This is a genomic window from Thioalkalivibrio sp. ALE25 (assembly GCF_000377285.1).
Taxonomy (GTDB): domain Bacteria; phylum Pseudomonadota; class Gammaproteobacteria; order Ectothiorhodospirales; family Ectothiorhodospiraceae; genus Thioalkalivibrio.
Map to the genome: position 1 here is coordinate 1 of NZ_KB897933.1, position 24,729 is coordinate 24,729.

Here is a 24,729-nt window from a genome sequence, read left to right on the forward strand (position 1 = left end):
GTTTTCGCGGGATCAGAGGCGCTGGATGTCTGAGCGAAGCGCAGCGTAGCGAGTTCAGCGCCGCCCGCGAAAAGCCTCGGAGCGAGGGAAACCCCGGCCCGCACAGCGGGCCGGGGTCGCGGCAGTCGGGCGTGTTTCTTGGGTACTTCTTTGCACGAGCAAAGAAGTACCTCGCGGCGCGCTGGCGAGTCAGCGCACGGCAGTACGTGGACCGAAGCCACCGTAAACACCAGAGGACGAACCAGGCCTAGCCACAACAGGGCAGGCGGCCAGACGAAGCACTAAACATCAAGGGACGACGGGGCTCAGCCTGCAAGGCGTGAGGGCTTGGCTCAGGTGGTGGCGATCTGGTCGAGCAGGGCGCGATAGCCGGTGCGGTAGTCGGGATAGCGCAGGCGATACCCGCTGGCATGCAGCCGTTCGTTGCGGCAGCGCTTGCCGCAGACCTCGCCGGCCGGCATCGGCGGCGTCCCCGGCGGATCGAGCTCCATCTCCTGCGCCAGCCAGCCGAGCAGCTCGTGGCGAAGGGCCGGTTCGTCATCGACGCCCAGATAAAGCGGCTCGGGGTTGTCCAGATGAAACAGGTGGGTCAGCAGGCCCACGCAGTCCTCACGGTGGATGCGGTTGGTCCAGACCGGTGCTTCGTGCTGGCCACGCACGCCCTCGCGAACCTTGCGCAGGTGGTACTCGCGCCCCGGACCATAGATGCCGCCAAAGCGCACGACCACGCCGGCCAACGGACTGTCGGCCAGCAACTGCTCGGCCTCCAGCAGGCAGCGCCCGGAGAAGCGGGTGGGCTCGGCCGGGGTGGTTTCGTCCACCCAGCGCCCGTCGTCGGCGCCAAAGACCGAGGTGCTGGAGACGAACACGACGCGGCGCGGTTGCTGGCGGGCCTGCTCCAGCGCGGTCAGGGTGTTGCGCAGGCCGTCGATATAGGCGCGGCGGTACGCGGCCTCGGTGAACTCGCCCGGGGTGGCGATGAAATAGACGGTGTCCAGCGCCGGGGGCAGCGGCGGCAGCGCGTCCGCGCGGGCGAAGTCGCCGGCCAGCGGCTGGATCGGTTCCGGGATGCGCTCCGGCTGGCGGCGCAGGCCCCAGACCGTGTGGCCGGCCGCGGCGAGCTGTTCTCCGACGCCGCAGCCGAGATCGCCGCAGCCCATGATCAGGATGTTGGCCATGAATCAGCGTTCCCTTGGGTGCTTTCGCAACCTAACGTTTCCACAGGTGAAAGACCAGCCCCAATGTGAGGGTTCGACCCCGGGCGATGGCTCGGGCATGCTGGCGGGGACTTCGATGAGGGGGGTATCGCTTGGGCAAGGCCAGCCGCAGGAAGGGGGGTACATGCGCCTGTGGGTCCGGGCGGGACCGGCCGGCCTGCTGCGGGGCGTTTCTGGACGGTGCGGCCGCGGCCCCAACGGCGGAGGCGCTGATGCGTTCGCGCTATGCCGCCTTCGTGGAGGGGCGCGAGGACTATCTTCTGGCCACCTGGGCCCCGGAGACGCGACCGGAATCCCTGATGCTGGAGCCGGACCAGCGCTGGCTGGGGCTGACGATCCGCGCGACCGGGGCCGGGGGGCCGGAGGACCGGGAGGGCTGGGTCGAGTTCGTTGCCCGCTCGCGGGTGCGTGGCCAGGGGGTGCGCCTGCACGAACGCAGCCGCTTTCGCCGCGAGGATGGGCGCTGGGTGTATGTCGACGGCGAGTTTCCGGGCGCATGATCGAGGCGGATGAGACGACCGGGGCGCCGGTGGCGGCGGCGCTGCTGGAACCGGTACTGGAGTGCCTGCGGGCGCGGCCGTCCGGGCTGACCGAGCATGCCCTGATCGCGCAGTTGCGCGACGCGGGGGTGGCACCTTTTGCCGCCGCGCGGCTGCGCGAACCGTTGAGCCTGTTCCAGACCCACTTCCTGCTGTTTCACTGCCTGTACCGGCTGCGCGACGGGCTGCTGCCGCAAGGCGAGTGGGTGCGCATCCACTGTCTGGATATCGGGATCGAACCGGCGAGGGGCGGGTCGCGACCGAGGGCGGAGGGCCTGCCGGTGCTCCGCGATCCGCTGCGGGCCTACTATCTGGACCTGACCCAGCTGGAGCGGATGGATGCGGCCGCGGTGGAGGCGCTGCTGGGCGAGTTCTGGGCCCGCATGGGGCGGGATGAGCGGCGCGACCAGGCGCTGGCGGTGCTGGAGCTGGCCGACCCCGTGGACGCCGACACGGTCCGCCATCAGTACCGCCGCATGGCGCAGCGCCACCACCCGGATCGCGGGGGCGACACGGCAACCCTGCAGCGGATAAACGAGGCGCGCTGGATCCTGCTGGCGGGGGCCTGAGCGCCGCCCGTCGCGGACTCAGTCGTCCGAGTCGGACATGGTGGTCACGAAGGCCTGCTCGACGGTGAAGGTCCCGACGCCCTTGTAGTTCGTCTGGGTCCAGCCGTGCTCGGTGAGCCATTCGCTCATCTCGCGGTTCATGGCCGGGTTGCCGCACAGCATCACGCGGTCCTGCTCCGGATCGGCCGGGGGCAGGTCGAGGATACGGCTCAGTTCGCCGGAGCGGAACATGTCGGCCCCGCGCTGGTTGTTGTCGTACGGCTGCTGCGCGATCGGGCAGGCGAAGTCGTGGTTTTCGCGGGTCACGGTGGGCACGTAGCGCAGGCGGTCGCTGATGCGCGACTCGATCTCCTGGCGGTAGGCCAGTTCTTCCACCGTGCGCACACTGTGCACCAGCACCGCGTTCTCGAAGTGTTCGAACAGATCCGGGCTGCGGATCAGCGAGATGAACGGGGCCAGACCGGTGCCGGTGGCCAGCATGTACAGGGTGCGGCCTGGCTGCACGTAGTCGAAGGTGAGCGAGCCGGTGACCTTGGTGTTGATCCAGATCGAGTCGCCCGGGCCGGCCTCGGCCAGGCGACTGGTCAGCGCGCCATCCGGCACATGGATGCTCAGGAACTCCAGTTCCTCGGCCTCGGGCTCGGAGACGATCGAGTAGGCACGCGGGATCAACTTGCCCTCGGGGCGCAGGCCCAGGGTCACGAACTGCCCGTTCTTGAACTCCAGCCCCTCCGGTCGCGTGGTGGTGAAGCTGAAGGTCTTGTCCGACCAGCGGTGCGTGGAGGTAATGCGTTCTTCCGAGTACGGCATGGGTGCGTGGCTTTCCGTTTCTGGTTTGTCGATACGCTAGCAAGTCGCGGCCGCGGCCGCGAAAGCGCCGGCAAAAACCAAGGAAAACACTCAGAAATAAGGGGTCAGTGGCTGGCGTTGTCCGCGGGTTCCAGGTGCTGCTCCAGGGGCGTGGGTTGCGACAGGTAGAAGCCCTGCACGAAGTCCAGACCGATCTCGCGCAGGCGTTCCATGGTGGCCTCGGACTCCACGCATTCGGCGATGGTGCGCAGGCCGAGGACGTGGCCGACACGGTGGATGGCCGTGACCATGGCCGAGTCCACCGCGTTGTGGGCGATGTCGCGCACGAAGCTGCCGTCGATCTTGATGAAGTCCACCGGCAGGTTTTTCAGGTAGCCGAAGGACGACAGCCCGCTGCCGAAGTCGTCCAGGGAGAAGCGGCAGCCCATGTAGCGCAGGGTGCGGATCAGGCTCTGGGCCCGTTCGTGGTGGCTGATCGCCGCGGTCTCGGTGATCTCGAAGATGATGCACTGTGGCGGGATCGCGTAGTGCTGCAGGCGCTCCGTGACGAACTCGAGCATGCTCTCCTGGGCCAGCGACTGGCCCGAGAGGTTGATCGCGACGGTCGGGTCGCAGCGGGGGCCGTCAGCGTGCGCCGCGCGATGCCTCGACAGCATCGCGAAGGCGCTGTCGATTACGTGGCGGTCGATGTCCGGCATCAGGTGATAGCGCTCGGCGGCGGGGATGAAGGTGCCCGGCGGGATCAACCGGTCCTCCTCGTCGCGCAGGCGCATCAGCACCTCGACATGGGCCAGGTCCGGATCGGTGGGCCCCAGCGGATGCACCGCCTGGCCGAACAACTCGAAGCGCCCTTCGTCCAGCGCCGCGCGGATGCGGCCAACCCATTCCATCTCCCCGCGCCGCCGGCGCAGGGCCTGGTCGGTGGGCTGCCAGACGTAGATCCGGTTGCGGCCATTCTCCTTGGCGGCATAGCAGGCGGAATCCGCCTGGCTGAGGACCTCGGGCAGGGTCTGTTCCGGGCCGCCGACCGGGACCAGGCCGATGCTGACCCCGACATCGAAGCGCCGGCCCTCCCACTGGAAGCGCAGGGCCTGGACGGTCTCCAGTATTCGCTGGGCGATCGCCTCCGCGCGCTCCAGCGGACAGTGACACAGCAGCAGGCCAAACTCGTCGCCGCCGAGGCGGGCCAGGGTGTCGTTCTCGCGGATCAGGTGCAGCAGGCGTTCGGACAGCTCGCGCAGGAGCTCGTCGCCGGCCTGGTGCCCGCAGGTGTCGTTGATGATCTTGAACTGGTCGAGGTCCATGTAGAACACCACGTGCGGGGTCTGGTCCCCCTGCAGGGTGCGCAGGGCCTCCTCCAGAAGTCGCTCGAATTCGCGCCGGTTGCACAGGCCGGTCAGGTCGTCGTGGCTCGCCTGGTGATTGAGCTGCTGGGTCATCTGCCACAGTTCGGTGTGGTCGTGGAGCACGATCACGACGCCCTGGGAGGCCCGGTCCGGTCGCTGCAAGGGAGACGCCAGCATGCGCACCACGCGGATCGCGCCGTCGGCCCGGTGCAGGATGCGCTCGGGCGACTCCGTACTCGCGCCGAGCTTCAGGCACTGTTCCACCGGGTGGTGCACGCTCGCCCCGGTGCGGGTGTCCTCGAGATCCAGGAGTTCGTCCACGCGCTGGCCCTGGGCGGCGGTCGCGTCGACCCCCAGAAGGACCTGGGCCGCGGGATTGAGGTAGGTCAGGCGTCCGGCGGTATCGGTGGTGATGACGCCGTCGCTGATTGACTGCAGGGTGGTCAGCAGGCGGTCGCGCTCGGCCCCGGTAGCCGCCTCGGCGGCGCGCAGCGAGGTGATGTCCCAGGCGACGCCGAGTACGCCGTCGCTGTCTTTCAGCGGGATCCAGGAAACGCTCAGGTGGGTCCCGTTGACCGAGTCCTCGAACTGGAAGGCCTCGCCCGCCAGGGCCCGCTCGGCGGCCGCGAGGGTGTCGGGGTGATCGGCATAGACCTCGCGGAAGTCGCGACCGACGACCTCGCCGGGGCTCAGGCCCAGGGCGTGCAGGCCGGCCCCCTCCGAGAGGGTGAATCGGCCGTCGGCGTCCAGCGCGAACAGGATCAGCGGGGCATGCCGCACGGTGGCCCCGAGCTGGGTCTCGAGGCGCCGGAGGTTCTGTTCCGACTGACGTTCACGGGTGATGTCGCGGAAGGTCGTGAAGACCTCGATCTCGCCGTCGGTGCGGATCGCATTGATGTGGACCTCGGCCGGGAATTCGCTGCCGTCGCGCCGCCGGTAGCGGCTCTCGAAGTGGGCGGGAAGGCGGTTGTCCGGGTCCGAATGGGCGGCGTCCACATCGTCCTGGGTGGCCTGCAGGTCCAGGTCGGTGATGTGCACGCCGCCGGTCAGTTCGGCCCGGGTGTAGCCCAGCAGCTCGCAGGCGGCCTGGTTGCCCGCGACGATCCCGCCGCGCCGGTCCAGGACCAGATGGGCCTCGGGCGCCTGTTCGAAGATCCGCTGGTAGCGCGTGGTGTCCGGGTGGTCGGGCATGGCGTGGAACGGAGCCTTTCGTGGTGGGCGGGGCCCGGGGGGACGCTGCGTTTGGCCCCCGAGTGTCGCCGGTCGCGCCGATGCTGGCAACCTGCGCCGAGCGGACTACCGGAGTACTCGGCTACCGGGGTGCGCGGGTCAGCCGGGACAGGGTCTCCGGCGACGGGGGCACCGCGCCGCGGCGCGCGCGCAGCTGTTCCCGGGCCCAGGCCACGTGTTCGCGCACGAGTTCCGACGGGTGGTCCGCACGGGCGGCGAGGGCGGCTTCTGCCTCCGGGGTGGCCGGGCCGTTGCCCAGGGCCACCGCGATGTTGCGCAGCCACTGCGGGTGGCCGATGCGGCGGATCGCCATGCCCTCGGTGCGGGCGAGAAAGGTCGCCTCGTCCCAGGCGAACAGTTCGACCAGGCTGGCGCTGTCGAGGCCGTGGCGGGCGATGAAGTCGGGTTCCGCCGTGACCTCGGCAAAGCGGTTCCACGGGCACACCAGCTGGCAGTCGTCGCAGCCGTAGATGCGGTTGCCGATCAGCGGGCGCAGGTCCTCGGGGATGGACCCCTTCAGCTCGATGGTCAGGTAGGAGATGCAGCGTCGGGCGTCCAGGTCATACGGGCCGCGGAAGGCCTGCGTGGGACAGACCTCCAGGCAGGCAGTGCACTGGCCGCAGTGCTCGCCCGCCGGCTCGTCCACCGGCAGCGGCAGGTCGGTGAACAGCTCCCCGAGAAAGAACCAGGAGCCGCTCTCGCGCGCCAGCAGGTTGGTGTTCTTCCCGATCCAGCCGAGCCCGGCCCGGGCGGCCAGGGCCTTTTCCAGGATGGGAGCGCTGTCGGTGAAGGCGCGGTAGCCAAACGGGCCCACCTCGGCCTCGATCCGGCGCGCGAGGACGGTCAGGCGCTTGCGCAACAGCTTGTGATAGTCGCGTCCCAGGGCGTAGCGGGAGATATAGGCGCGGTCCTGCTCGGCCAGCTGGATGGCCGGACGCCGGGTGGCCGGCGGGAAGTAGTCCATGCGGACACTGATGATGCGCTGTACGCCCGGGACCAGAGCCTCGGGGGCATGGCGCAGGGCCGCGCGCTCGGCCATCCAGCCCATCTCGCCGTGCGAACCCTGCGCGAGCCATTCGTCCAGGTGTCGGCGGTCCTCCGCGGGGACCTCGGCGGGTGCGATGCGCACGGCCTGAAAGCCCAGCTCGCCGCCCCACGCCCGGATGCGTTCGGCCAGTTCGGTGCATTGGCGTGGATCGAGGCACTGAGGCACGATTTGGCTTCCGCGACGGAGGTAATGGCGTGAATCATGAACCCGACCCACAAGCATTGACCAGCGCACTGTTCGACAACGCGGGCATGCGCGCCCTGGATGCCGCCGGGCTGGCCCAGTCGGGGATGGCGCCGGGCGAACTGATGGAACGGGCCGGCCAGGCCCTGCTGGACACCCTGCGCCGTCACTGGCCGCAGGCCCGTCGTATCGGCATTGTCTGCGGGCCCGGCAACAACGGGGGCGATGGCTACGTCCTGGCCCGGCTGGCGGCCGAGGCGGGGCTGCAGGTCCGGGTCCATGGCGGGCCGTCGCGGGCCCGCCCCGATTCCGATGGCCGCCGTGCCCACGCCCGCTGGCGTGATGGTGGGGGCGAAGTCCACACGCTGGAATCGTTCGACCCGGCGGCCGCGGAGGTCTGGGTGGACTGCCTGTTCGGGATCGGCCTGGAGCGCCCGCTGACGGATGCCTACGGCGAACTGATCGAGCGGCTGAACACGAACGGCGCCCCGATCCTGGCGGCCGATGCGCCCTCGGGCGTGGACATCGACAGCGGCCGGGTGCTGGGACGCGCGGTGCGGGCCGAGCGCACCCTCACCATGATCGCGGACAAGCTGGGGCTGCATACGGGCCCCGCGGTGGACGTGGTCGGCGCCGTGGAGGTCGCGCCGCTGGACCTGCCCCCTGCGATCTTCGACGGCGTGGCCCCGGTGGCGCGCCGTGTCGGCCCCTCGGACTGGTCCCGGGGGCTGCCACCCCGACGCCCGGGGGCGCACAAGGGGGATTGTGGGCATGTGCTGGTCGTGGGCGGCGCGCCGGGGTATTCCGGCGCGGCCCGGCTGACCGCGACCGCGGCATTGCGCGCCGGCGCCGGGCGAGTGACCCTGGCCACTCACCCGGAACACGCGGCCTGGGCCAATCTGGAGCGCCCCGAACTGATGGTGCAGGGCGTCCGCGATGCGGGCGAACTGCAGGCGCTGATGCGCCGGGTCGATGTGGTCGCCGTGGGTCCGGGGCTGGGGCTGGACGCCTGGGGCCGGGGCCTGTGGCTGGCCGTGGCCGATGCCGAGATGCCCCGGGTGGTGGATGCCGATGCCCTGAACCTCCTGGCCGAGGCGCCGCGTCGGGCCGCGGACTGGGTGCTGACGCCGCACCCGGGCGAGGCGGCCCGCCTGCAGGGGGCGGACCGCGCGGCGATCGAGGCCGATCGGCCGGGGCAGGTCCGGGCCCTGGCCGAACGCCTGGGCGGCGTGGTGCTGCTGAAAGGGGCCGGCACGCTGGTTGCGGCCGCGTCGGATGCCGGGCCGCTGGCCTGCGTGACCGGGGGGCATCCGGGCATGGCCACCGCCGGCAGCGGCGATGTCCTGACCGGTATCATCGCGGCGCTGCGGGCGCAGGGCGCGGATGCGCGCGGCGCGGCCGAGACCGGGGCGGCCTGGCACTGTGCCGCCGCCCGGGTGGCGCGCGATCGTCTGGGCGGGGCCCGCGGCATGCTGGCCAGGGACCTGGCCGATGCCCTGCCGGCCGCCGCCGGGGGTGGGCAATGAGCGCGGCATCCGACCCGCTGGTACTGCCGCACCTGGAGGCCACCGAGGCGGCCGGGGCGGCCCTGGCGGCGCTGGATCAACCGAACATCGTGTTTCTCGAGGGGGATCTTGGCGTGGGCAAGACCACCTGGGTGCGCGGACTGCTGCACCGGCTGGGGCATGCGGGTGCCGTGCGCAGCCCCACCTACACCCTGGTGGAGCCGTACCGGCTGGCGGATCGCGAGGTCCTGCACTTCGATCTTTACCGCCTGGGCGACCCCGAGGAACTGGAATACCTGGGCGTGCGCGAGGCCTTCGGGGGCGAGGGCCTGTGGCTGGTCGAGTGGCCGGAACGCGGTGCCGGCTGGCTGCCGGCGCCGGATCTGGTCGTGCGTCTGGCGCACCGCACGGCCGGGGAGGAAGGGCGCGAACTCCGCCTGGAGGGCCCGCTCGCCGAGGCCTATCGCCAGGCCCTGCGCGACCAGGGCGTTGCCTCGTAAACCGCCTGTTGAGAGATCGCACCCAGGGGGAGCGGGCTCCAGAGTTGGCCCTCCACGCGCAAAACGAGCGATATCTCGCTCATAAAGAACGAAAATCGCTATTGCTTTTCCAGAAAAAGCGTCCACAATGTAGTCAGAACCCCTGATTACAAAGGGAATCGCCGTGGGCCAACCAACATTGCCGGATCTGCGCCGCCGCCAGCTGCTGCGCGCCATGACTGCCCTGGGGCTGGTCGGGATGCCGTTGCCTGCCCTGGCCCGTACCGGCGTGCAGCGGGTCCGCATGTCGGTGGATGGCGACACCACGCGCCTGGTGTTCGACATGGATGGCGAGGCCGAGTACTCCATGTTCCGCCTGCAGTCCCCCGACCGCCTGGTGGTGGACCTCGAAAACGCGCGGGCGGTGGAGGATCTGGCGGTCAGCGACAACCCGCGCTCGGCGATCAAGGCGGTACGCCATGCCGCGCGCAACGGCTCCGACCTGCGCGTGGTCTTCGACCTGCGCAAGCCGGTGGAGCCGCGCAGCTTCGTGCTGATGCCGGCGCAGGGGGCCCCGCACCGCCTGGTGCTGGACCTGACGGCCGGGGATGCCCCCGCGGCCCCGCGTGCGGCCGAGAACAACGGGTCCTCCCGCCGCGGGCGCTCACAGGAGAACCTGCGCGATGTCGTGGTGGCGATCGACGCCGGCCATGGCGGGCACGACCCGGGCGCGATCGGCCCGGCCGGCACCCGTGAGAAGGATGTGGTGCTGCAGATCTCCAAGCGCCTTGCCGAGCGCGTGGACAACGAGCGCGGCATGCAGGCGGTGATGATCCGCAGCGGCGACTACTTCCTGCCCCTGCGCGAACGCATCGAGCGGGCGCGCAAGGCAGACGCGGACGTCTTCGTCTCCATCCACGCCGATGCCATCGCCAATCGCAGCGTGCAGGGTTCCTCGGTGTACATGCTGTCCGAGCGCGGGGCCTCCAGCGAGGCGGCGCGCTTCCTCGCCCAGCGCGAGAACCAGGCGGACCTGAGCCTGGGCGGCGTGCCGATCAACGGCAAGGACGATTCCCTGGCCAATGTCCTGCTGGACCTGGCCCAGAGCGGCAGCCTGGAGGCCAGCAACACCCTGGCCGAGCGGATGATTGCGGAGCTGCACCGCGTGGGCAAGGTGCGCAAGCCGGAAGTGGAACGCGCCAACTTTGCCGTGCTGCGCTCGCCGGATGTGCCGTCGATCCTGGTCGAGGCGGCATTCATCTCCAACCCCTCCGAGGAGCGCAAGCTGCGCAGCGCCAGCTTCCAGAACTCGCTGGCGGATGCCCTGCTGACCGGCCTGCGTTCGTACTTCTCCACGCATGCCCGCCCGGGCACCCTGATCGCCGACGGCCAGCCGGACCAGCACATTATCCGCCCGGGCGAGACGCTCTCGGGGATCGCGGATCGCTACAGCCTGTCGCTGGCGGATCTGCGATCGGCCAACAACGTGCGCGACGACCGCATCTACGCCGGGCAGATCCTGCAGATCCCGCGCGACTCGTAAGCCCCTCCCCGGGCAACCTGTCACGTCTTGCGGGTATCGGCCAGTCGCCGGCTAGGGAGACGCTGATTGAATCGCACGTCCGCGCTCGAGTCGCTTTTGCGTGCGAACAAGGCGCGGTGACTGCCGTGCAGTCATTCTGCACAAGGGAGCCGCAACGCCGTGCGCATGCAAAAGCGGCCGAGCCCCTGCTTTCAATGGCTTGTGGGGTTGGTGCCCCCTGTTCCCCGATCCTGCGTTGCGCCGCTTGCGGGTAGAACCACTACCCGCTGCACGACGCGCCTTGTCTCGGAAAACAGGGGGCACCAACGCGGACGTGCGATTCAATCAGCGTCTCCCTAGGCACTCCGGCGCCGCCCCGGTTAGGCTAGGCACCCGGTTTTCTGTCCCCAGGTGTCGCCCGTGGCGATCGCAAAGCTTTCCGAACAACTGATCAACCAGATCGCGGCCGGCGAGGTGATCGAGCGCCCGGCCTCGGTGGTCAAGGAACTGCTCGAGAATGCCCTGGACGCCGGCGCGACGCGGGTGGACGTGCGTCTGGAGCAGGGCGGTGTCCGGCTGATCCAGATCAGCGACAACGGCAGCGGGGTCTATCGCGACGAGATGCCGCTGGCCCTTTCGCGCCACGCCACCAGCAAGATTGCCTGCATGGACGACCTCGAGGCCCTGCATACCCTGGGCTTTCGCGGCGAGGCCCTGCCGTCCATTGCCTCCGTGTCCAGGCTCTCGCTGACCTCCATGGTCGACGGCGAGCGCAATGGCTGGCGCCTGACCGGGGACGGCTCCGACGTCTTTCGCGAGGCCGCACCGGCGGCGCACCCAGTGGGCACGACGGTGGAGGTCCGCGACCTGTTCTTCAACGTCCCGGCGCGGCGCAAATTCGTGCGCACCGAACGCACCGAATACAACCACTGCGAGAACGTGATCCGCACCCAGGCCGTCGCCTGCCCCGAGGTGGCCTTCACCCTGCGTCACAATGATCGTGTGACCCTGGACCTGCCGGCCACCGAAGACCCGGCGGAACGGGTACGGGCCCTGCTGGGCGATGCCTTTCTCGAGCATGCGACGCCGGTGGACGAGCAGCGCGCCGGCCTGGCGCTGTCCGGCTGGCTGGGGTCGCCGACCCAGTCGCGGGCCCAGCCCGACCAGCAGTTCTTCTTCGTCAACGGCCGTGCGATCCGCGATCGCGTGCTGGCTGCGGCCGTGCGCAAGGCCTATCAGGACGTGCTCTACCATGGGCGCCATCCGATGTTCGTACTGGACCTGGAGCTGGATCCGACCCAGGTGGACGTGAACGCGCACCCGACCAAGCAGGAGGTGCGCTTTCGCGAATCGCGCATGGTCCACGACTTCATCTTCCACAGCCTGCACAAGGCGCTGGCGGCCCTGCGCCCGGGGGACGCCGGGCATGCTGCCGCGGTGCCCGAGTCGCGTGGTGCGCCGGCCTTCGCAGGCCAGGAGGCGTCCCGCCCGGTACCGACGGACCGCCCGTTGTCCGGGCTCGGCGTGCCGGGCGCCGGTGGCGGGTATGGCGGGTACGCGCCGCCCCGCGAACCGCGACCGGAGCCATCCGGGCGCGATCCGGGCTTCGGTGCGGCCTGGGCCGAGTTCCGCGGGGCGTCGGCGGTGGCCGAGGCCCGACCAGCCGCCTACGAACAGCCGTCGGCCGCCGCGCCGACGGCATCCGCGACGGACCCGGATGCCGACTCCATGCCGCCGCTCGGGTTCGCACTGGGCCAGGTGGCCGAGACCTTCATCCTGGCCGAGAACGCCCGTGGCCTGATCGTGGTGGACATGCACGCGGCCCACGAGCGCATCACCTACGAGCGCCTCAAGCGCGAGTGGGAGGGGGCGCGAGTGACCTCGCAGCCGCTGCTGGTACCGGAGACCCTGGAGGTCACCCCGGCCGAGGCGGAACTGGCCGAGGAACGCGCCGACCTCCTGGCCGGGCTTGGCTTCGAGCTGGACCGGGCCGGTCCGGAGGCCCTGACCCTGCGTGCGACGCCGGCCCTGCTGCGCGGACAGGACACCGCCCAGCTGGTGCGCGACGTGCTGGCCGACCTGGCCGCGGTGGGCTACAGCCATCGGGCCGAGGGCGCGATGAACGCGGTGCTGGGCACCATTGCCTGCCACGGTTCCGTGCGCTCGGGGCGGCGCCTGACCCTGCCCGAGATGAACCAGCTGCTGCGCGACATGGAGGCCACCGAGCGTTCCGGCCAGTGCAATCACGGTCGCCCGACCTGGGTGGAGCTGGACCACTCGGCGCTGGATCGCCTGTTCCTGCGAGGGCGCTGATGGCCGGACTGGAAGCGGGCCGGCCGCCAGTCGTGCTGCTGGCCGGCCCCACCGCGAGCGGCAAGACCGCGCTGTCGCTGGCGCTGGCCGAGGCCCTGGACGCGGAGATCGTCAGCGTGGATTCCGCGCTGGTCTACCGCGGCATGGATATCGGCACGGCGAAGCCCGATGCGGCCGAGCAGGCCCGGGTCCCGCACCACTTGCTGGATATCCGCGACCCGGAGGACACCTACAACGCCTCCGATTTCGCCCGCGATGCCCGCGCCGCGATCGATGCGATCCATGCGCGCGGCCGGGTCGCGCTGCTGGCGGGCGGGACGCTGCTGTACCTGCGTGCCCTGCTGGATGGCTTCGATGCGATCCCGCCGGTGCCGGAGATGGTGCGCACCTCGGTGCGAGCGCGTCTGGAACACGAGGGTGCCGCGGCCCTGCACGCCGAGCTGAAGGTCGTGGACCCGGCCGCCGCCGCGCGCATCCACCCGAACGATCCGCAACGCATCCTGCGCGCGCTGGAGGTCTACGCGGCGACCGGGCGTGCGCTGTCGAGCTTCCAGCAGGGGGCGGCCGCGCAGGTCCCGGCCGGCTGGGTTTCGCTGGCGCTGTGGCCGGAGGACCGGGAGCGCCTGCGGGCGCGGATCGCCCAGCGCTTCGACGCGATGCTCGAGGCGGGATTCGTCGACGAGCTGATGGCCCTGACCCGGCGGCCCGGGCTGACCGCAGAGCACCCGTCGCAGCGGGCCGTGGGCTATCGCCAGGGCTGGCAGTGGCTGGCGGGGGAGTACGACTTTGCGACCTTTCGCGAACGCGCCATCGCCGCGACCCGACAGCTGGCCAAGCGCCAGCTCACCGGCTTGCGGCGCTTTCCGCTGCATGCGCGGCTGAACGCGGAGCACGCGGATCTGTCGCAGGCCCTGGAGGCGATCGACGCGGCTCGTACTGCGCCGGCGACGGCGGTGACGTCCGGATAACGCCGGACCGGGCGTTGAACGGCGACCCGCAGCCGGTATGCTACGCTTCAGGTAAGCCGACCGGCGGGCCGGCAAAGAGTCGTTCGCACGGCTCGCGAACCAATAATAACGATCAAGGAACGCACCGATGGCCAAAGGGCAAATGTTGCAGGAACCCTTCCTGAATGCGCTGCGCCGGGACCGGATCCCGGTCTCCATCTACCTGGTGAACGGGATCAAGCTGCAGGGGCAGATCGAATCCTTCGACCAGTTCGTGGTGTTGCTGCGCAGTACGGTCTCGCAGATGGTGTACAAGCACGCCATCTCCACGATCGTCCCGGCCCGGCAGGTGAACATGAATCTCGAGGGCGAGGCGGGCGCCTCCGCGGAGGCCGAGTCCTGATGACGACGGGTCCCCGGCTTGTTTGAGCGTCCGGAGAGCGGCGGCGAGGCCGCCGTTGGCAACGCGGCCGTCCTGGTCGCGCTGAACATCGGGGACAACCCCGACATCGAGGCCCAGGTCCAGGAGTTCGACGAGCTCGTGCGTTCCGCCGGGGCCGAGATCCAGGCGGTGGTGCGGGGTTCCCGCGACCGGCCGCATCCGAAACTGTTTGTCGGGGCCGGCAAGGCCGACGAGATCCGCGAGGCGGTGGAGGCCACCGGTGCCGACGTGGTGATCTTCAACCACGCCCTGTCGCCCAGCCAGGAACGCAACCTCGAGGCCCACCTGAAGTGCCGGGTGCTGGACCGCTCCGGGCTGATTCTCGACATCTTCGCCCAGCGCGCCCGCTCCCACGAGGGCAAGCTCCAGGTGGAGCTGGCGCAGCTGCGCCACATGTCCACGCGCCTGGTGCGCGGCTGGACCCACCTGGAGCGGCAAAAGGGCGGGATCGGCCTGCGTGGCCCGGGGGAGACCCAGCTGGAGACTGACCGGCGTCTGCTGGCCGGGCGCATCAAGCATATCGAGCGGCGCCTGGAGAAAGTGGAGCGCACCCGTGAACAGGGCCGTCAGGCGCGCCTGCGCAACGAGATCCCCACGGTCTCGCTGGTGGGCTACACCAACGCCGGCAAGTCCACCCTGTTTAATCGCCTGACGCATTCCGACGTCTATCAGGCGGACCAGCTGTTCGCGACCCTGGACCCGACCCTGCGACGCCTGGACCTGGCGCCGCACCAGTCACTGATCCTGGCCGACACCGTGGGCTTCGTGCGCGACCTGCCGCACGAGCTGGTCGCTGCCTTCAAGGCGACCCTGACCGAGACCCGCGAGGCGGCCCTGTTGCTGCACGTGATCGACGCCGCCGACCCGGAGCGCGCTGCGCGCATCTGTCAGGTCGAGGAGGTCCTCGCGGAGATCGGTGCCGAGGACGTGCCCTGCTGGCGGGTCTACAACAAGATCGACCAGCTGGAGAACCCGGCCGAGGATCCGGACGAGCGCTTCGGCCGGGCGGATGACGCCTTCTGGCTGTCGGCCCGTACCGGCGAGGGCGTGGCGCGCCTGGAACAGCGCCTGGCCGAGACCTTCACCGAGTCCATGACCCAGGGCTGGTTCGAGTTGCCGGCCGCGGCCGGTCGGCTGCGTGCCCAGCTCTACGAGGAAAAGGCCGTGGAGGCCGAACAGACCACGCCGGACGGATCGATCCAGCTCCGCCTGCACCTGCCGCAACGCCGCTTCGAACAGCTCTTCCGCGCCGCGGGCCTGGACCCGGAGGCGACCCGCCTGGAACCTCGGGAATCCGATACCCCCGCGTAACCCAGTCGCGGCCCTCCGCGCCGATCGTCTCCTGCCGTCCGACAAGAGTCACCACCAAGACACGAAAAAACCAAGGGCAAAAGCAATCGACAGGAAGGGTGGAAGGTTAGAAGGCTGTTGATGGGATTGGCTGGACCCTCCCTGGCTACGGTCCGCCCTCAGTGTTTTTTGGGCTGCATTGATTCCTTCGGACCTTCCTGTCTTCCTGTGAAGCGCCTTTGACCTTGCCCTATTTCGTGGCTTCGTGGTGGATTCGGCCGGCGGGTGGACGAGGCACCCGTTGCGCAGACTCGCGTGGCCAGGAACTTTTGCGCTAATACCTGACCAAAATAGTCGGACATTCATGCAAAAGCCAACGCGAGGAGTTCCGCATGATATTTGAACGCTTTGTCGATCCCGGCCTGTCCCAGCATTCCTTCGTGGTCGGCTGTCAGGGCAGCGGCGAGATCGCCGTGATCGATCCGCAGCGCGACGTCGACGTATACCTGGAGTACGCCGAGCGCAACGGCTATCGCATCACCCGCGTGATGGATACCCACATCCACGCCGATTTCGCCTCCGGCGCCCGCGAACTCGCGGACAAGACCGGCGCCCGTCTGCTGCTGTCCGGGCACGATGCGGGCGAGCATTTTCAGGTGCAGTTCCCGCACGAGGACCTGGTCGAGGGGGATGCGGTCCAGCTCGGCAATGTACGCATAGAGACCCGCCATGTACCGGGGCACACCCCGGAACACCTGATGTTCGTGGTCTATGACGGGGCCCGCTCCGGCGAGGATCCGATCGCGATCATCACCGGTGACTTCCTGTTCGTGGGCTCCCTGGGTCGGCCGGACCTGCTCGGCGAGGAGGCCAAGCAGGCGCTGGCGCGGCAGATGTTCCACAGCGTGCGCGAGAAGCTGGCGGATCTGCCTGACGGGGTCGAGGTGCATCCGGGCCACGGTGCCGGCTCGGCCTGTGGCGCCGGGATGGCCGGTCGGCCGGTCTCCACGCTCGGCTACGAGCGTCGGACCAACCCGTACCTGGACCCGTCGCTGGACGAGGACGCCTTTGTGCACCAGCTGTTGAACGGGCTGCCGCCGATCCCCGATTTCTATCCGCGCAACAAGCGGATCAACTCCGAGGGGCCGAAGGCGGTGATCCCGCTGCCTGGCATGACGGCCCTGGACCCGGACGCGGTTTCGAGCCGTGCCGCCGCCGGCGAGGTGACGGTGATCGACCTGCGCGATCCGCTGGCCTTTGGCGGCGGTCATATCCCCGGGGCCCTGGGCATCGGCATCGACGGTGGTTTCGCCAACTGGGCCGGCTGGGTCACGCCGGACGATACCCCGATCGTGCTGGTGGACCGGAACGGGGATCCCGCGGTGATCGAGCAGGCCGTGCGCCAGCTGGTACGCACCGGCCGTGACTATATCGAGGGCTTTGTCCGCGGCGGCATGGCGGCATACGCCAGTGCCGGCCTGCCCCTGGCCACGCTTGCCCAGCTGGATGCCCCGGCGGCGCGGACCGCGATCGCCGACGGGCGCCTGCGCCTGGTCGATGTTCGGGCCGTCTCCGAGTTCGAGGCCGGCCATGCGGAGGCCGCGGTCAATCAGCCGGTGGCCGATACCCGCACCGGCATCCCCGGGATCGACAAGGCCGAGCCGGTGGCGGTGGTCTGCGGCAGTGGCTACCGCTCCACCGTGGCGGGATCCATCCTCCAGCGCCTGGGTTACCACCAGGTGTACAACGTGGTGGGCGGTATGCAGGCCTGGGACCGGGCGGCCGCCACGGGCGAGGACGATCGCCGGGCCGCCTGATCCCGAGTGTCGCGCGGGCGGCAGGCGCCGCCCGCTTCCCCACGAAAAAAGCCCCGGGTCCTGCCCGGGGCTTTTTCGTGGGGCGCCTTGTTTCAGGCGTCGCCCTGGGCCAGGGTCTCCCGGTCGGCGCTGGCCAGGTACAGGGTCAGGGTCTCGCCGGCGCGGATGCCGTCGCCGTTCAGCCCGTTCCAGCGGCGCAGATCCCCGATGCTGACCTGGTGGCGACGGGCGATGGTCGACAGGGAATCGCCGGGGCGGACCTCGTATTCGACGCGCCGGCCATCGGGGCCACGCTCGGGATCGGCGCGCACGACCTTCAGGGTGTCGCCCGGGCGCAGGATCGCGTCCGGCTCCAGCCCGTTGGCGGCGCGCAGGGCCCCGATGGACATGCCGGTGCGCTGGCTGATGTGCCACAGGCTGTCACCCGGCTGGACCTCGTAATCCTCGGCGGGCTGGCCGTTGTCGCCGGCGACTTGTACCGGGGTGTCCTCGCCGGAGGCGCTGGCTGGCAGGCGCAGCGTCTGCCCGGCGCGGATCAGGTCGCCGTTCAGGTTGTTCATGTCGCGCAGCACCGCCACCCGGGTGCCGGTGCGTTCGGCAATCCGGCCCAGGTTGTCGCCGGCCCGCACGGTGTACTCCCGGAAGCGGATCAGGGGTTCGTCATCGCGTGTCTCCAGCGCCGTCTCGAGGACCGGAAGGGCCTCGCGCGGGACGAACAGGTGCTGCGCGCCGCCGGGGTGGGTGGCGTGCCGGTGATAGCCCGGGTTGAGCTGCTTCAGGGTCTCGGTGTCCAGGTCGGCGAGTTCCGCGATCAGCGAGAAGTCCGCCTGGCGACCGGGTTCGATCATCTCCAGGGCCGGCTCGTTGGCAATGGGCGTGATGGCGATGTCGTGGCTGTCCGGGTCCAGGAACAGGTGGCGCAGGGCCAGCAGCCGCGGGATGTAGGCGGTGGGCTCGGCGGGCAGGTCCAGGCTCCAGTAGTCGGTGGGCTCGCCGCGTGCGGCGTTGCGGTCGATCGCGCGCTGGATGTTGCCCTGGCCGTAGTTGTAGGCGGCCAGCGCCAGGTACCAGTCGTCGAACCGGCGGTGCAGGGCCTGGAGGTAGTCCAGCGCGGCCAGCGTGGACTTGTAGACATCGCGGCGCCCGTCGTACCAGTGGTCGCGCGCGAGGTCGAAGTAGTCGCCGGTGGCCGGCATGAACTGCCAGATCCCGGCCGCGCGGCTGCGCGAGGTCGCCTGAGCGACGAAGCCGCTCTCGACGATCGGTAACAGCAGGAGCTCGGCAGGCATGTCGCGCGCCTCGATCTCCGACAGGATGAAGTAGGCGAAGGGCTCCGCCCGCCGAGTGCTGTGTTCGATGATCCGCGGGTGGTCGCGGTAGTGCTGGATGTAGCGCTCCACGCGTTCGTGGTCCAGCGCATCGTTGAAGCCGAAGCCCAGGCGCGCGCGCTCCCACAGGTCATCCGTCTCGGCGGCGCGCTGTGCGGCGTCGCGGCTCTGGCGTTCCATCGCGGCCTGCACATCCTCGGTGGTGCGCGGTTCCACGATGGGCTGATCCGCCGCCGAGGTATCCAGCGTGCGCTCGGAGTCGTGTAGGCTACAGGCAGAGGCGAAGAGTGCCGTCAGGCCCAGGGTCATGGCGGTGGTCAGCCGCGAGTGGAGGCGTAGTTTCATGGCGCTGGAGGATAAACCAGAGATGGGGGATCACCAAGACCCGTTCCTGAACTGGTTGGCGCACTGGTACGCCCAGCCCCAGGGGCGCAGGGTCCGCGAGCGCTTTCTGGAACGCATTCGTCGCTACGGTGACCCGGGCCCCGGCGACCTGGCCGTGGAGCTGGCCCCGGTGCCGATCCTGGAGGACAGCGACGCCCTGCAGGCGCCGCTGGTCCGCATTGCCTCGACGCATCCGGTGTTGCGCATGGATCCGGAGGCCTGGCCGCTGGAGTCCGACTGCGCCCGGCGCATCGTGCTGGCCCATCCCTGCGCGCAGAGCGACCATCCGGAGGCGGTTGTGGCCGAGGCGGCCCGCGTGCTGGAACCCGAGGGGCGCGTGTTTCTGCTGGAGGGCAACCGCCTGCAGCACGTTGGGCGCAACGGCGTGCGCGCCTCACCGGTGCCCGAGGGACTGCGCCGGCGCCAGTATCGCGAGCTACTGGAGGCGGCGGATCTGGAGGTCCTCGATCAGTGGAGCCTGAGCCTGCTCCCGCCGGGGCTGCCCGCCGCCTGGCAAAAGCGCCTGGCGACCATGGACGCCTGGACCCTGCGCGGCCTGCCACCGCTGGCCAGCATGATCCTGACCGTCGCCCACAAACGTGTGGACATGCCCCTGCGCCCGGCACAGCGGTTCCGCTTTGCGATGCCCAACCCCGCGATGCGGCCGGGGCTGGTATCCTCGCGCACCGATCATTCCGGAGCCCGCCGAACGCATGGCTGACGAACGTGTGTACATCTATACCGACGGGGCCTGCCGCGGCAATCCCGGTCCCGGCGGCTGGGGCGCGATCCTGCGCTTCGGCGGGCGCGAGCGCGAGCTCTACGGCGCCGAGGCGGAGACCACCAACAACCGCATGGAACTGACCGCCGCCATCCGCGCGCTGGAGGCCCTGAAACGCTCCTGCAAGGTGGAACTGGTCACGGATTCCAAGTATGTGAAGCAGGGCGTGACCGAGTGGCTGCCCGGGTGGAAACGGCGCAACTGGAAGTCCGCCAGCGGATCCCCGGTCAAGAACCGCGACCTGTGGGAGGCGCTGGACGCGCAGGCCCAGCGTCACGATATCGAGTGGTACTGGGTGCGCGGCCACAGCGGCCATCCGGAGAACGAACGTGCCGATGAACTGGCCAATGCGGGCATCGACGCCCTGCTGGCCGGTGAACCGATCGAGAACTGAGGGGTAACGCGATGCGCCAGATCGTGCTGGATACCGAGACCACGGGCCTGGAGCCCGGCGACGGCCACCGCATCATCGAGATCGGCTGTCTGGAGCTGGACAACCGCCGTCCCACCGGGCGCAAGCTCCACGAGTACCTGCAGCCGGACCGCGAGATCGACGCCGGTGCCATCGAGGTGCACGGGATCACCAACGAATTCCTCGCCGACAAGCCACGCTTTGCTGACGTGGCCGGTGAGTTCGTCGATTTCATCCGTGGTGCGGAGCTGATCATCCACAACGCGCCGTTCGATGTCGGCTTCATCAACCATGAACTGCGTCTGCTGGGTGATGCGGCGCCGGCGGCCGAGGTGGCCGAGGTCTGCACCGTGCTGGATTCGCTGGTGATGGCGCGGCGCATGCACCCCGGGGCGCGCAACTCCCTGGATGCGTTGTGCAAGCGCTACGAGGTGGACGGTTCCGGGCGTACCCTGCACGGGGCGCTGCTCGATGCCGAGCTGCTGGCGGATGTCTATCTGGCGATGACCGGGGGGCAGGTGGCGCTGACGCTGGATGCCGGGGGTGACGGCGACGCCGCGGCCGGGCCCGTCCAGGCGCGGCGTTCGGGCAAGCCGCTTCCGGTGATCGAGCCGACGCCGGAGGAGCAGGCGGCGCACGAGGCGCTCCTGCAGACCCTCGATGAGGCAGCCGGCGGCACCTGCCGCTGGCGCGCCAACGCCTGATTCCGTCGTCCGGCGGCGGAGCTTTTCCGGCCTTCTGGTGCCTTCGCTCGGCCGCCTGCCCTGTTGTGGCTAGGCCTGGTTCAGCATCGGGTGTTTACGGTGGCTTCTGTCCGCATACTGCCCGGCGCTGACTCGCCAGCGCGCCCCGAGGCACTTTCTTGCTTGCCCAAGAAAGTACCCAAAGAAGGGCACCCGGATTCCGCCCGGGAACCTCGCTCCGGACGCGCTGGGCCGGCGGCGCTGAACTCGCTGCGCCTTCGGCTTCGCTCAGACATCCAGCGCCTTCTCCCGGCCCATCACGCCCTCCACGAGGGGCTCCATACGGGAGGGGAAGGTCAAGACAGAAGGTATTCCAGCCCCACGACACCACAACAGCCCTGCCGCCTGAAAGCCCCCCAGGCGCCCGCTCGCGGGCGCGGCACGCAACGGCCAACGGCCGAGCGTGCCCAGGATGTCCGAAGACCCAGCCTTCTTCCATTACCACGAACCTGTGGATGGCCGTTGTCTTGACCTTGATCCCCCCGTTGTCGTCGCGCCGAGTGGAGAGGGTTTTCGCGGGATCAGAGGCGCTGGATGTCTGAGCGAAGCCGAAGGCGTAGCGAGTTCAGCGCCGCCCGCGAAAAGCCTCGGAGCGAGGGAAACCCCGGCCCGCACAGCGGGCCGGGGTCGCGGCAGTCGGGCGTGTTTCTTGGGGACTTCTTTGCACGAGCAAAGAAGTCACTCGGGGCGCGCTGGCGAGTCAGCGCCGGGCAGTATGCGGACAGAAGCCACCGTAAACACCGAGCGGCGAACCAGGACCAGCCACCACATGGCAGGCGACGGACCGAAGGCACGTAAACACCGGAGGACGAACCAGGACCAGCCACCACGAGGCAGGCGGCCGGACGAAGGGACCGTAAACGGCGAGGGATGGGGCCGGGGCGACCGGCGCGAGCCGGAACGGGGACGGCGGGCGGGGTGCAGCGGCGTTAGTTGTGCTTCAAAATCCGCGCCCGCTCGCGTTCCCAGTCCTTGTCCTTCTTGGCGGCGCGCTTGTCGAATTCCTTCTTGCCCTTGGCCAGCCCGATCTCGAGCTTGGCGCGGCCACGCTTCCAGTACAGGGCCATCGGTACCAGGGTGTAGCCCTTGCGTTCCACCGCGCCGACCAGGCGGTTGATCTCGGAGCGGTGGAGCAGCAGCTTGCGCGTGCGGCTGGGGTCCGGGTTGATATGGGTGGAGGCAGTGGGCAGCGGGGTGACGTGGGCCCCGAACAGGAAGGCCTCGCCGTTGCGCAGCAGCACGTAGGCCTCGCTGAGCTGCGCGCGCCCGGCGCGCATGGACTTGACCTCCCAGCCCTCCAGCTCCAGCCCCGCCTCCAGGCGGTCCTCGATAAAGAAATCGTGGCGCGCCTTGCGGTTGAGCGCGATGGTGCTGGAGTTGTCGCCGCCTTGTTTCTTCTTCTTTCCCATAACCCGCGCAGTGTACTGCAGGCGGCGCGGCGAAGCAGTCGGCATGGGCCTGCATCCGTGGTGAAAGTTGAGCCTGAGGACCCGCTGCCCCACAATTCCGGCGGACTCGGCGACGCGCTGTGCGCCCGGGCCCGGGCGCTGCCCGGGCGCGATGGCCGCGCACACGCCTTCCGTCTCCGCTCACAAAGGAGCCACTGATGCCTGCCACGACCTCGATCCACGGGCAATGGACGACCCGCCTGGCCTTCATCCTGGCGGCCACCGGTTCGGCCGTCGGCCTCGGCAATATCTGGCGCTTCCCCTATATCGCCGGCGAGAACGGCGGCGGGGCCTTCGTGCTGGTGTATCTGGGCTGCATCCTGCTGATCGGCCTGCCGGTGATGATGGCGGAGATCCTGCTGGGGCGGCGCGGGCGCCAGAGCCCGATCAACACGATGTCCGCCCTGGCGCGCGAGGAGGGGCTCACGCGCGCCTGGGGGATGATCGGCTGGATCGGGGTGCTCGCCGGGTTCCTGATCCTGTCCTTCTACAGCGTGGTGGCCGGCTGGTCGCTGTCGTACGTCTTCAAATCGGGCACGGGCGGCTTCCTCGGGCTGGACGCGGACGGTTCCGAATCGATGTTCGGCAACATGCTGGCGGACCCGGAGGCGCTGCTGGCCTGGCACACCATCTTCATGGTGATGACGGCGATGGTGGTCGCGCGCGGGGTGCAGTCGGGCCTGGAGAAGGCGGTGACGATCCTGATGCCACTGCTGTTCGTGATGCTGGTGGTGATGGTCGGCTATGCAATGGTCGAGGGGCAGTTCTTCGCCGGCCTGCAGTTCCTGCTGTATCCCGATTTCTCCGCGCTGTCGGCGAACGCGGTGCTGCTGGCGATGGGCCAGGCCTTCTTCACGCTCAGTCTCGGGATGGGCGCGATCATGATCTACGGCAGCTACCTGCAGAGCGAGGCGTCCATTGCGCGCACCTCGGCGGCGGTGGTCGGGGCGGATACCCTGGTGGCGATCATGGCCGGGCTGGCGATCTTCCCCATCGTGCTCGGGGCCGGGCTGTCGGCCGAGCAGGGGCCGGGGCTGATCTTCGTGACCCTGCCGCTGGCGTTCGCCGATATGCCGGGCGGACTGTACTTCGGCACCATGTTCTTCGTGCTGCTGGTGTTCGCGGCCTGGACCTCGGCGATCTCCATCATCGAGCCGGCGGTCGCCTTCCTGGTCGAGAACATGGGTCTGACCCGGGTGATGGCGACCGCGATGATCGCCATCGGGGCCTGGTTCCTGGGGATTGGCGCGCTGCTGTCGCTGAACGTCTGGTCCGACTACACCCTGTTCGACATGGGCATCCTGGACCTGCTGGACTACGTGACGGCCAACATCCTGCTGCCGCTGGGCGGCTTCCTGATCGCGATCTTCGTGGGCTGGCGGATGACCGAGCGCTCGGTGCAGTCCGAGCTGCGCATGAAGCACCCGGCTCTGTATCAGGTCTGGTACTTCCTGGTGCGCTTCGTTGCTCCGGTCGCGATCCTGTTTGTCTTCCTGCGTGCGGTGGAGTTGATTTGATGGCCTCGAAGATTCGCCGCTACGCGGATGTGCCCTACACCCAGGAGCAGATGTTCAATCTCGTGAACGACGTCGATGCCTATCCGGAATTCCTGCCGGGTTGTCGCAGTGCGTCGGCGCGCCCGCGCGGCGAGCACGAGGTGGAAGGCACGATCGAACTGGCCAAGGGCGCGTTGCACAAGTCGTTTACTACCCGCAATACCCTGAAACGCCCGGAGAGCATCGACATGCGCCTGGTCTCCGGGCCGTTCCGGCGACTGCACGGGACCTGGACCTTCAGCCAGGTGGAGGGCGGCAAGACCCGTATCGCCCTGGAGCTGGAATTCGAGTTCGCCAACCGCATCATGGCCTTCGCGATCGGGCCGGTATTCAACCAGATTGCCAATTCGCTGGTCGATGCCTTTGTCCAGCGCGCGCGCGAGGTCCACGGTGCCGGATAGTCCCGTGGCCCCGGCCGCCGCGGACGGCATGATCCGCGTGGAGGTGGCCTATGCGCGGCCCGACCGCCAGGTGATCCTGCCACTGGTGGTGCCCGAGGGCACCACGGTGGATACCGCGCTGCGCCAGTCCGAGATCGAGCTGCAGTTTCCGGAGATTGATCTGGAGAATGCGAAGGTCGGGATCTTCGGCAAGATTACCCGGCGCGACACCGTGCTGCGGCCGCGTGACCGCATCGAGATCTACCGTCCGCTGATCGCGGACCCGAAGGAGGTGCGCCGCCAGCGCGCCGGAAAGGGGCGCAAGAAGAAGCCGGGCAAGGGCGATGCGGAAGCCGGGGGCGAATCGAAGAAGGACGCAGGGCCGGAGAACGCGGAGGAATAGCGAGAGCCCTGTGAGCCCGCGGCACTTCGGGGATGCA

23 protein-coding genes are annotated in these 24,729 nt (G+C 69.4%); 16 read left to right on the top strand and 7 right to left on the bottom strand.

Features of this window, described 5'->3' with window-relative positions; translation table 11 throughout:
- Nucleotides 1-332 precede the first annotated feature (332 nt).
- Nucleotides 333-1,178 carry an SDR family oxidoreductase gene (locus C996_RS0108935; protein ID WP_018867112.1) on the bottom strand — a complete coding sequence of 282 codons (846 nt, stop codon included), beginning with the start codon at nt 1,176-1,178 and terminating at the stop codon, nt 333-335.
- Between the two features lie 131 nt (nt 1,179-1,309).
- Between C996_RS0108935 and C996_RS0108940 the strand changes: the two genes are divergently transcribed.
- Together C996_RS0108940 and C996_RS0108945 are read left to right on the top strand one after the other, a co-directional pair.
- On the top strand, nt 1,310-1,717 hold the full coding sequence (locus C996_RS0108940; RefSeq protein WP_369771501.1) for a YchJ family protein: 408 nt from the start codon (nt 1,310-1,312) through the stop codon (nt 1,715-1,717).
- Nucleotides 1,714-2,325, top strand: coding sequence for a DNA-J related domain-containing protein (locus C996_RS0108945; protein ID WP_018867114.1), 612 nt, complete (start codon nt 1,714-1,716; stop codon nt 2,323-2,325). Before C996_RS0108940 ends, C996_RS0108945 begins: the two co-directional genes overlap by 4 nt.
- Before the next feature lie 18 nt (nt 2,326-2,343).
- On the opposite strand, the gene C996_RS0108950 is transcribed toward C996_RS0108945, so the two are convergent.
- The 3 genes from C996_RS0108950 to queG form a co-directional block, all read right to left on the bottom strand.
- Nucleotides 2,344-3,135, bottom strand: a complete 792-nt coding sequence (locus C996_RS0108950) for a ferredoxin--NADP reductase (RefSeq protein WP_018867115.1) — start codon at nt 3,133-3,135, stop codon at nt 2,344-2,346.
- A 104-nt stretch (nt 3,136-3,239) separates the two neighbouring features.
- Nucleotides 3,240-5,672: an EAL domain-containing protein gene (locus C996_RS0108955; RefSeq protein WP_018867116.1), complete on the bottom strand. Its 2,433-nt coding sequence runs from the start codon at nt 5,670-5,672 to the stop codon at nt 3,240-3,242.
- A 121-nt stretch (nt 5,673-5,793) separates the two neighbouring features.
- Complete coding sequence (gene queG, locus C996_RS0108960; RefSeq protein WP_196799355.1) at nt 5,794-6,981, bottom strand: tRNA epoxyqueuosine(34) reductase QueG; 1,188 nt, start codon at nt 6,979-6,981, stop codon at nt 5,794-5,796.
- Here queG and C996_RS0108965 point away from each other — a divergent pair.
- The 8 genes from C996_RS0108965 (at nt 6,981) to C996_RS0109000 (ending at nt 17,257) form a co-directional block, all read left to right on the top strand.
- Nucleotides 6,981-8,468 carry a bifunctional ADP-dependent NAD(P)H-hydrate dehydratase/NAD(P)H-hydrate epimerase gene (locus tag C996_RS0108965; protein WP_018867118.1) on the top strand — a complete coding sequence of 496 codons (1,488 nt, stop codon included), beginning with the start codon at nt 6,981-6,983 and terminating at the stop codon, nt 8,466-8,468. The two genes, queG and C996_RS0108965, sit on opposite strands and share 1 nt — an antisense overlap.
- A complete protein-coding gene (gene tsaE / locus C996_RS0108970; protein ID WP_018867119.1) occupies nt 8,465-8,947 on the top strand; it encodes a tRNA (adenosine(37)-N6)-threonylcarbamoyltransferase complex ATPase subunit type 1 TsaE in 483 nt (160 codons plus the stop codon). The genes C996_RS0108965 and tsaE overlap by 4 nt, the downstream gene beginning before the upstream one ends.
- A gap of 214 nt (nt 8,948-9,161) precedes the next feature.
- Nucleotides 9,162-10,469, top strand: coding sequence for an N-acetylmuramoyl-L-alanine amidase (locus tag C996_RS0108975; RefSeq protein WP_051074658.1), 1,308 nt, complete (start codon nt 9,162-9,164; stop codon nt 10,467-10,469).
- Between the two features lie 399 nt (nt 10,470-10,868).
- Nucleotides 10,869-12,761: a DNA mismatch repair endonuclease MutL gene (gene mutL, locus C996_RS0108980; protein ID WP_018867121.1), complete on the top strand. Its 1,893-nt coding sequence runs from the start codon at nt 10,869-10,871 to the stop codon at nt 12,759-12,761.
- Nucleotides 12,761-13,729, top strand: coding sequence for a tRNA (adenosine(37)-N6)-dimethylallyltransferase MiaA (gene miaA, locus C996_RS0108985; RefSeq protein ID WP_018867122.1), 969 nt, complete (start codon nt 12,761-12,763; stop codon nt 13,727-13,729). The genes mutL and miaA overlap by 1 nt, the downstream gene beginning before the upstream one ends.
- Before the next feature lie 127 nt (nt 13,730-13,856).
- Entirely contained in the window at nt 13,857-14,111 is a 255-nt protein-coding gene (gene hfq, locus C996_RS0108990) for an RNA chaperone Hfq (protein ID WP_026279267.1), read from the top strand.
- An 18-nt stretch (nt 14,112-14,129) separates the two neighbouring features.
- The gene (gene hflX / locus C996_RS0108995) at nt 14,130-15,461 is read left to right on the top strand and encodes a ribosome rescue GTPase HflX (RefSeq protein WP_018867124.1); all 1,332 of its coding nucleotides are present in this window, start codon (nt 14,130-14,132) and stop codon (nt 15,459-15,461) included.
- A gap of 371 nt (nt 15,462-15,832) precedes the next feature.
- Complete coding sequence (locus C996_RS0109000) at nt 15,833-17,257, top strand: rhodanese-like domain-containing protein (RefSeq protein WP_018867125.1); 1,425 nt, start codon at nt 15,833-15,835, stop codon at nt 17,255-17,257.
- A 92-nt stretch (nt 17,258-17,349) separates the two neighbouring features.
- Here the strand turns inward: C996_RS0109000 and C996_RS0109005 are convergent, their stop codons facing one another.
- Nucleotides 17,350-18,930, bottom strand: coding sequence for a LysM peptidoglycan-binding domain-containing protein (locus C996_RS0109005; protein ID WP_026279268.1), 1,581 nt, complete (start codon nt 18,928-18,930; stop codon nt 17,350-17,352).
- Here C996_RS0109005 and C996_RS0109010 point away from each other — a divergent pair.
- From C996_RS0109010 to dnaQ, 3 genes are read left to right on the top strand one after another with little or no spacing between them, the layout of a single operon-like run.
- Nucleotides 18,929-19,690, top strand: a complete 762-nt coding sequence (locus C996_RS0109010) for a hypothetical protein (protein WP_028485091.1) — start codon at nt 18,929-18,931, stop codon at nt 19,688-19,690. The two genes, C996_RS0109005 and C996_RS0109010, sit on opposite strands and share 2 nt — an antisense overlap.
- Nucleotides 19,683-20,144 carry a ribonuclease HI gene (gene rnhA, locus C996_RS0109015; protein WP_018867128.1) on the top strand — a complete coding sequence of 154 codons (462 nt, stop codon included), beginning with the start codon at nt 19,683-19,685 and terminating at the stop codon, nt 20,142-20,144. The genes C996_RS0109010 and rnhA overlap by 8 nt, the downstream gene beginning before the upstream one ends.
- 11 nt (nt 20,145-20,155) lie before the next feature.
- Nucleotides 20,156-20,866, top strand: a complete 711-nt coding sequence (dnaQ, locus tag C996_RS0109020) for a DNA polymerase III subunit epsilon (RefSeq protein ID WP_018867129.1) — start codon at nt 20,156-20,158, stop codon at nt 20,864-20,866.
- A gap of 267 nt (nt 20,867-21,133) precedes the next feature.
- On the opposite strand, the gene C996_RS14795 is transcribed toward dnaQ, so the two are convergent.
- Nucleotides 21,134-21,319 (bottom strand): hypothetical protein, encoded by a 186-nt coding sequence (locus tag C996_RS14795; protein ID WP_081618711.1) that lies wholly within the window; start codon nt 21,317-21,319, stop codon nt 21,134-21,136.
- 515 nt (nt 21,320-21,834) lie between these two features.
- On the bottom strand, nt 21,835-22,314 hold the full coding sequence (gene smpB, locus C996_RS0109025) for an SsrA-binding protein SmpB (protein WP_018879902.1): 480 nt from the start codon (nt 22,312-22,314) through the stop codon (nt 21,835-21,837).
- A gap of 197 nt (nt 22,315-22,511) precedes the next feature.
- Between smpB and C996_RS0109030 the strand changes: the two genes are divergently transcribed.
- From C996_RS0109030 to C996_RS0109040, 3 genes are read left to right on the top strand one after another with little or no spacing between them, the layout of a single operon-like run.
- Complete coding sequence (locus tag C996_RS0109030; RefSeq protein ID WP_017940349.1) at nt 22,512-23,870, top strand: sodium-dependent transporter; 1,359 nt, start codon at nt 22,512-22,514, stop codon at nt 23,868-23,870.
- Entirely contained in the window at nt 23,870-24,310 is a 441-nt protein-coding gene (locus C996_RS0109035) for a type II toxin-antitoxin system RatA family toxin (protein WP_017940350.1), read from the top strand. Before C996_RS0109030 ends, C996_RS0109035 begins: the two co-directional genes overlap by 1 nt.
- A 28-nt stretch (nt 24,311-24,338) precedes the next feature.
- Nucleotides 24,339-24,692 (top strand): RnfH family protein, encoded by a 354-nt coding sequence (locus tag C996_RS0109040; RefSeq protein ID WP_051074742.1) that lies wholly within the window; start codon nt 24,339-24,341, stop codon nt 24,690-24,692.
- Nucleotides 24,693-24,729: the final 37 nt, after the last annotated feature.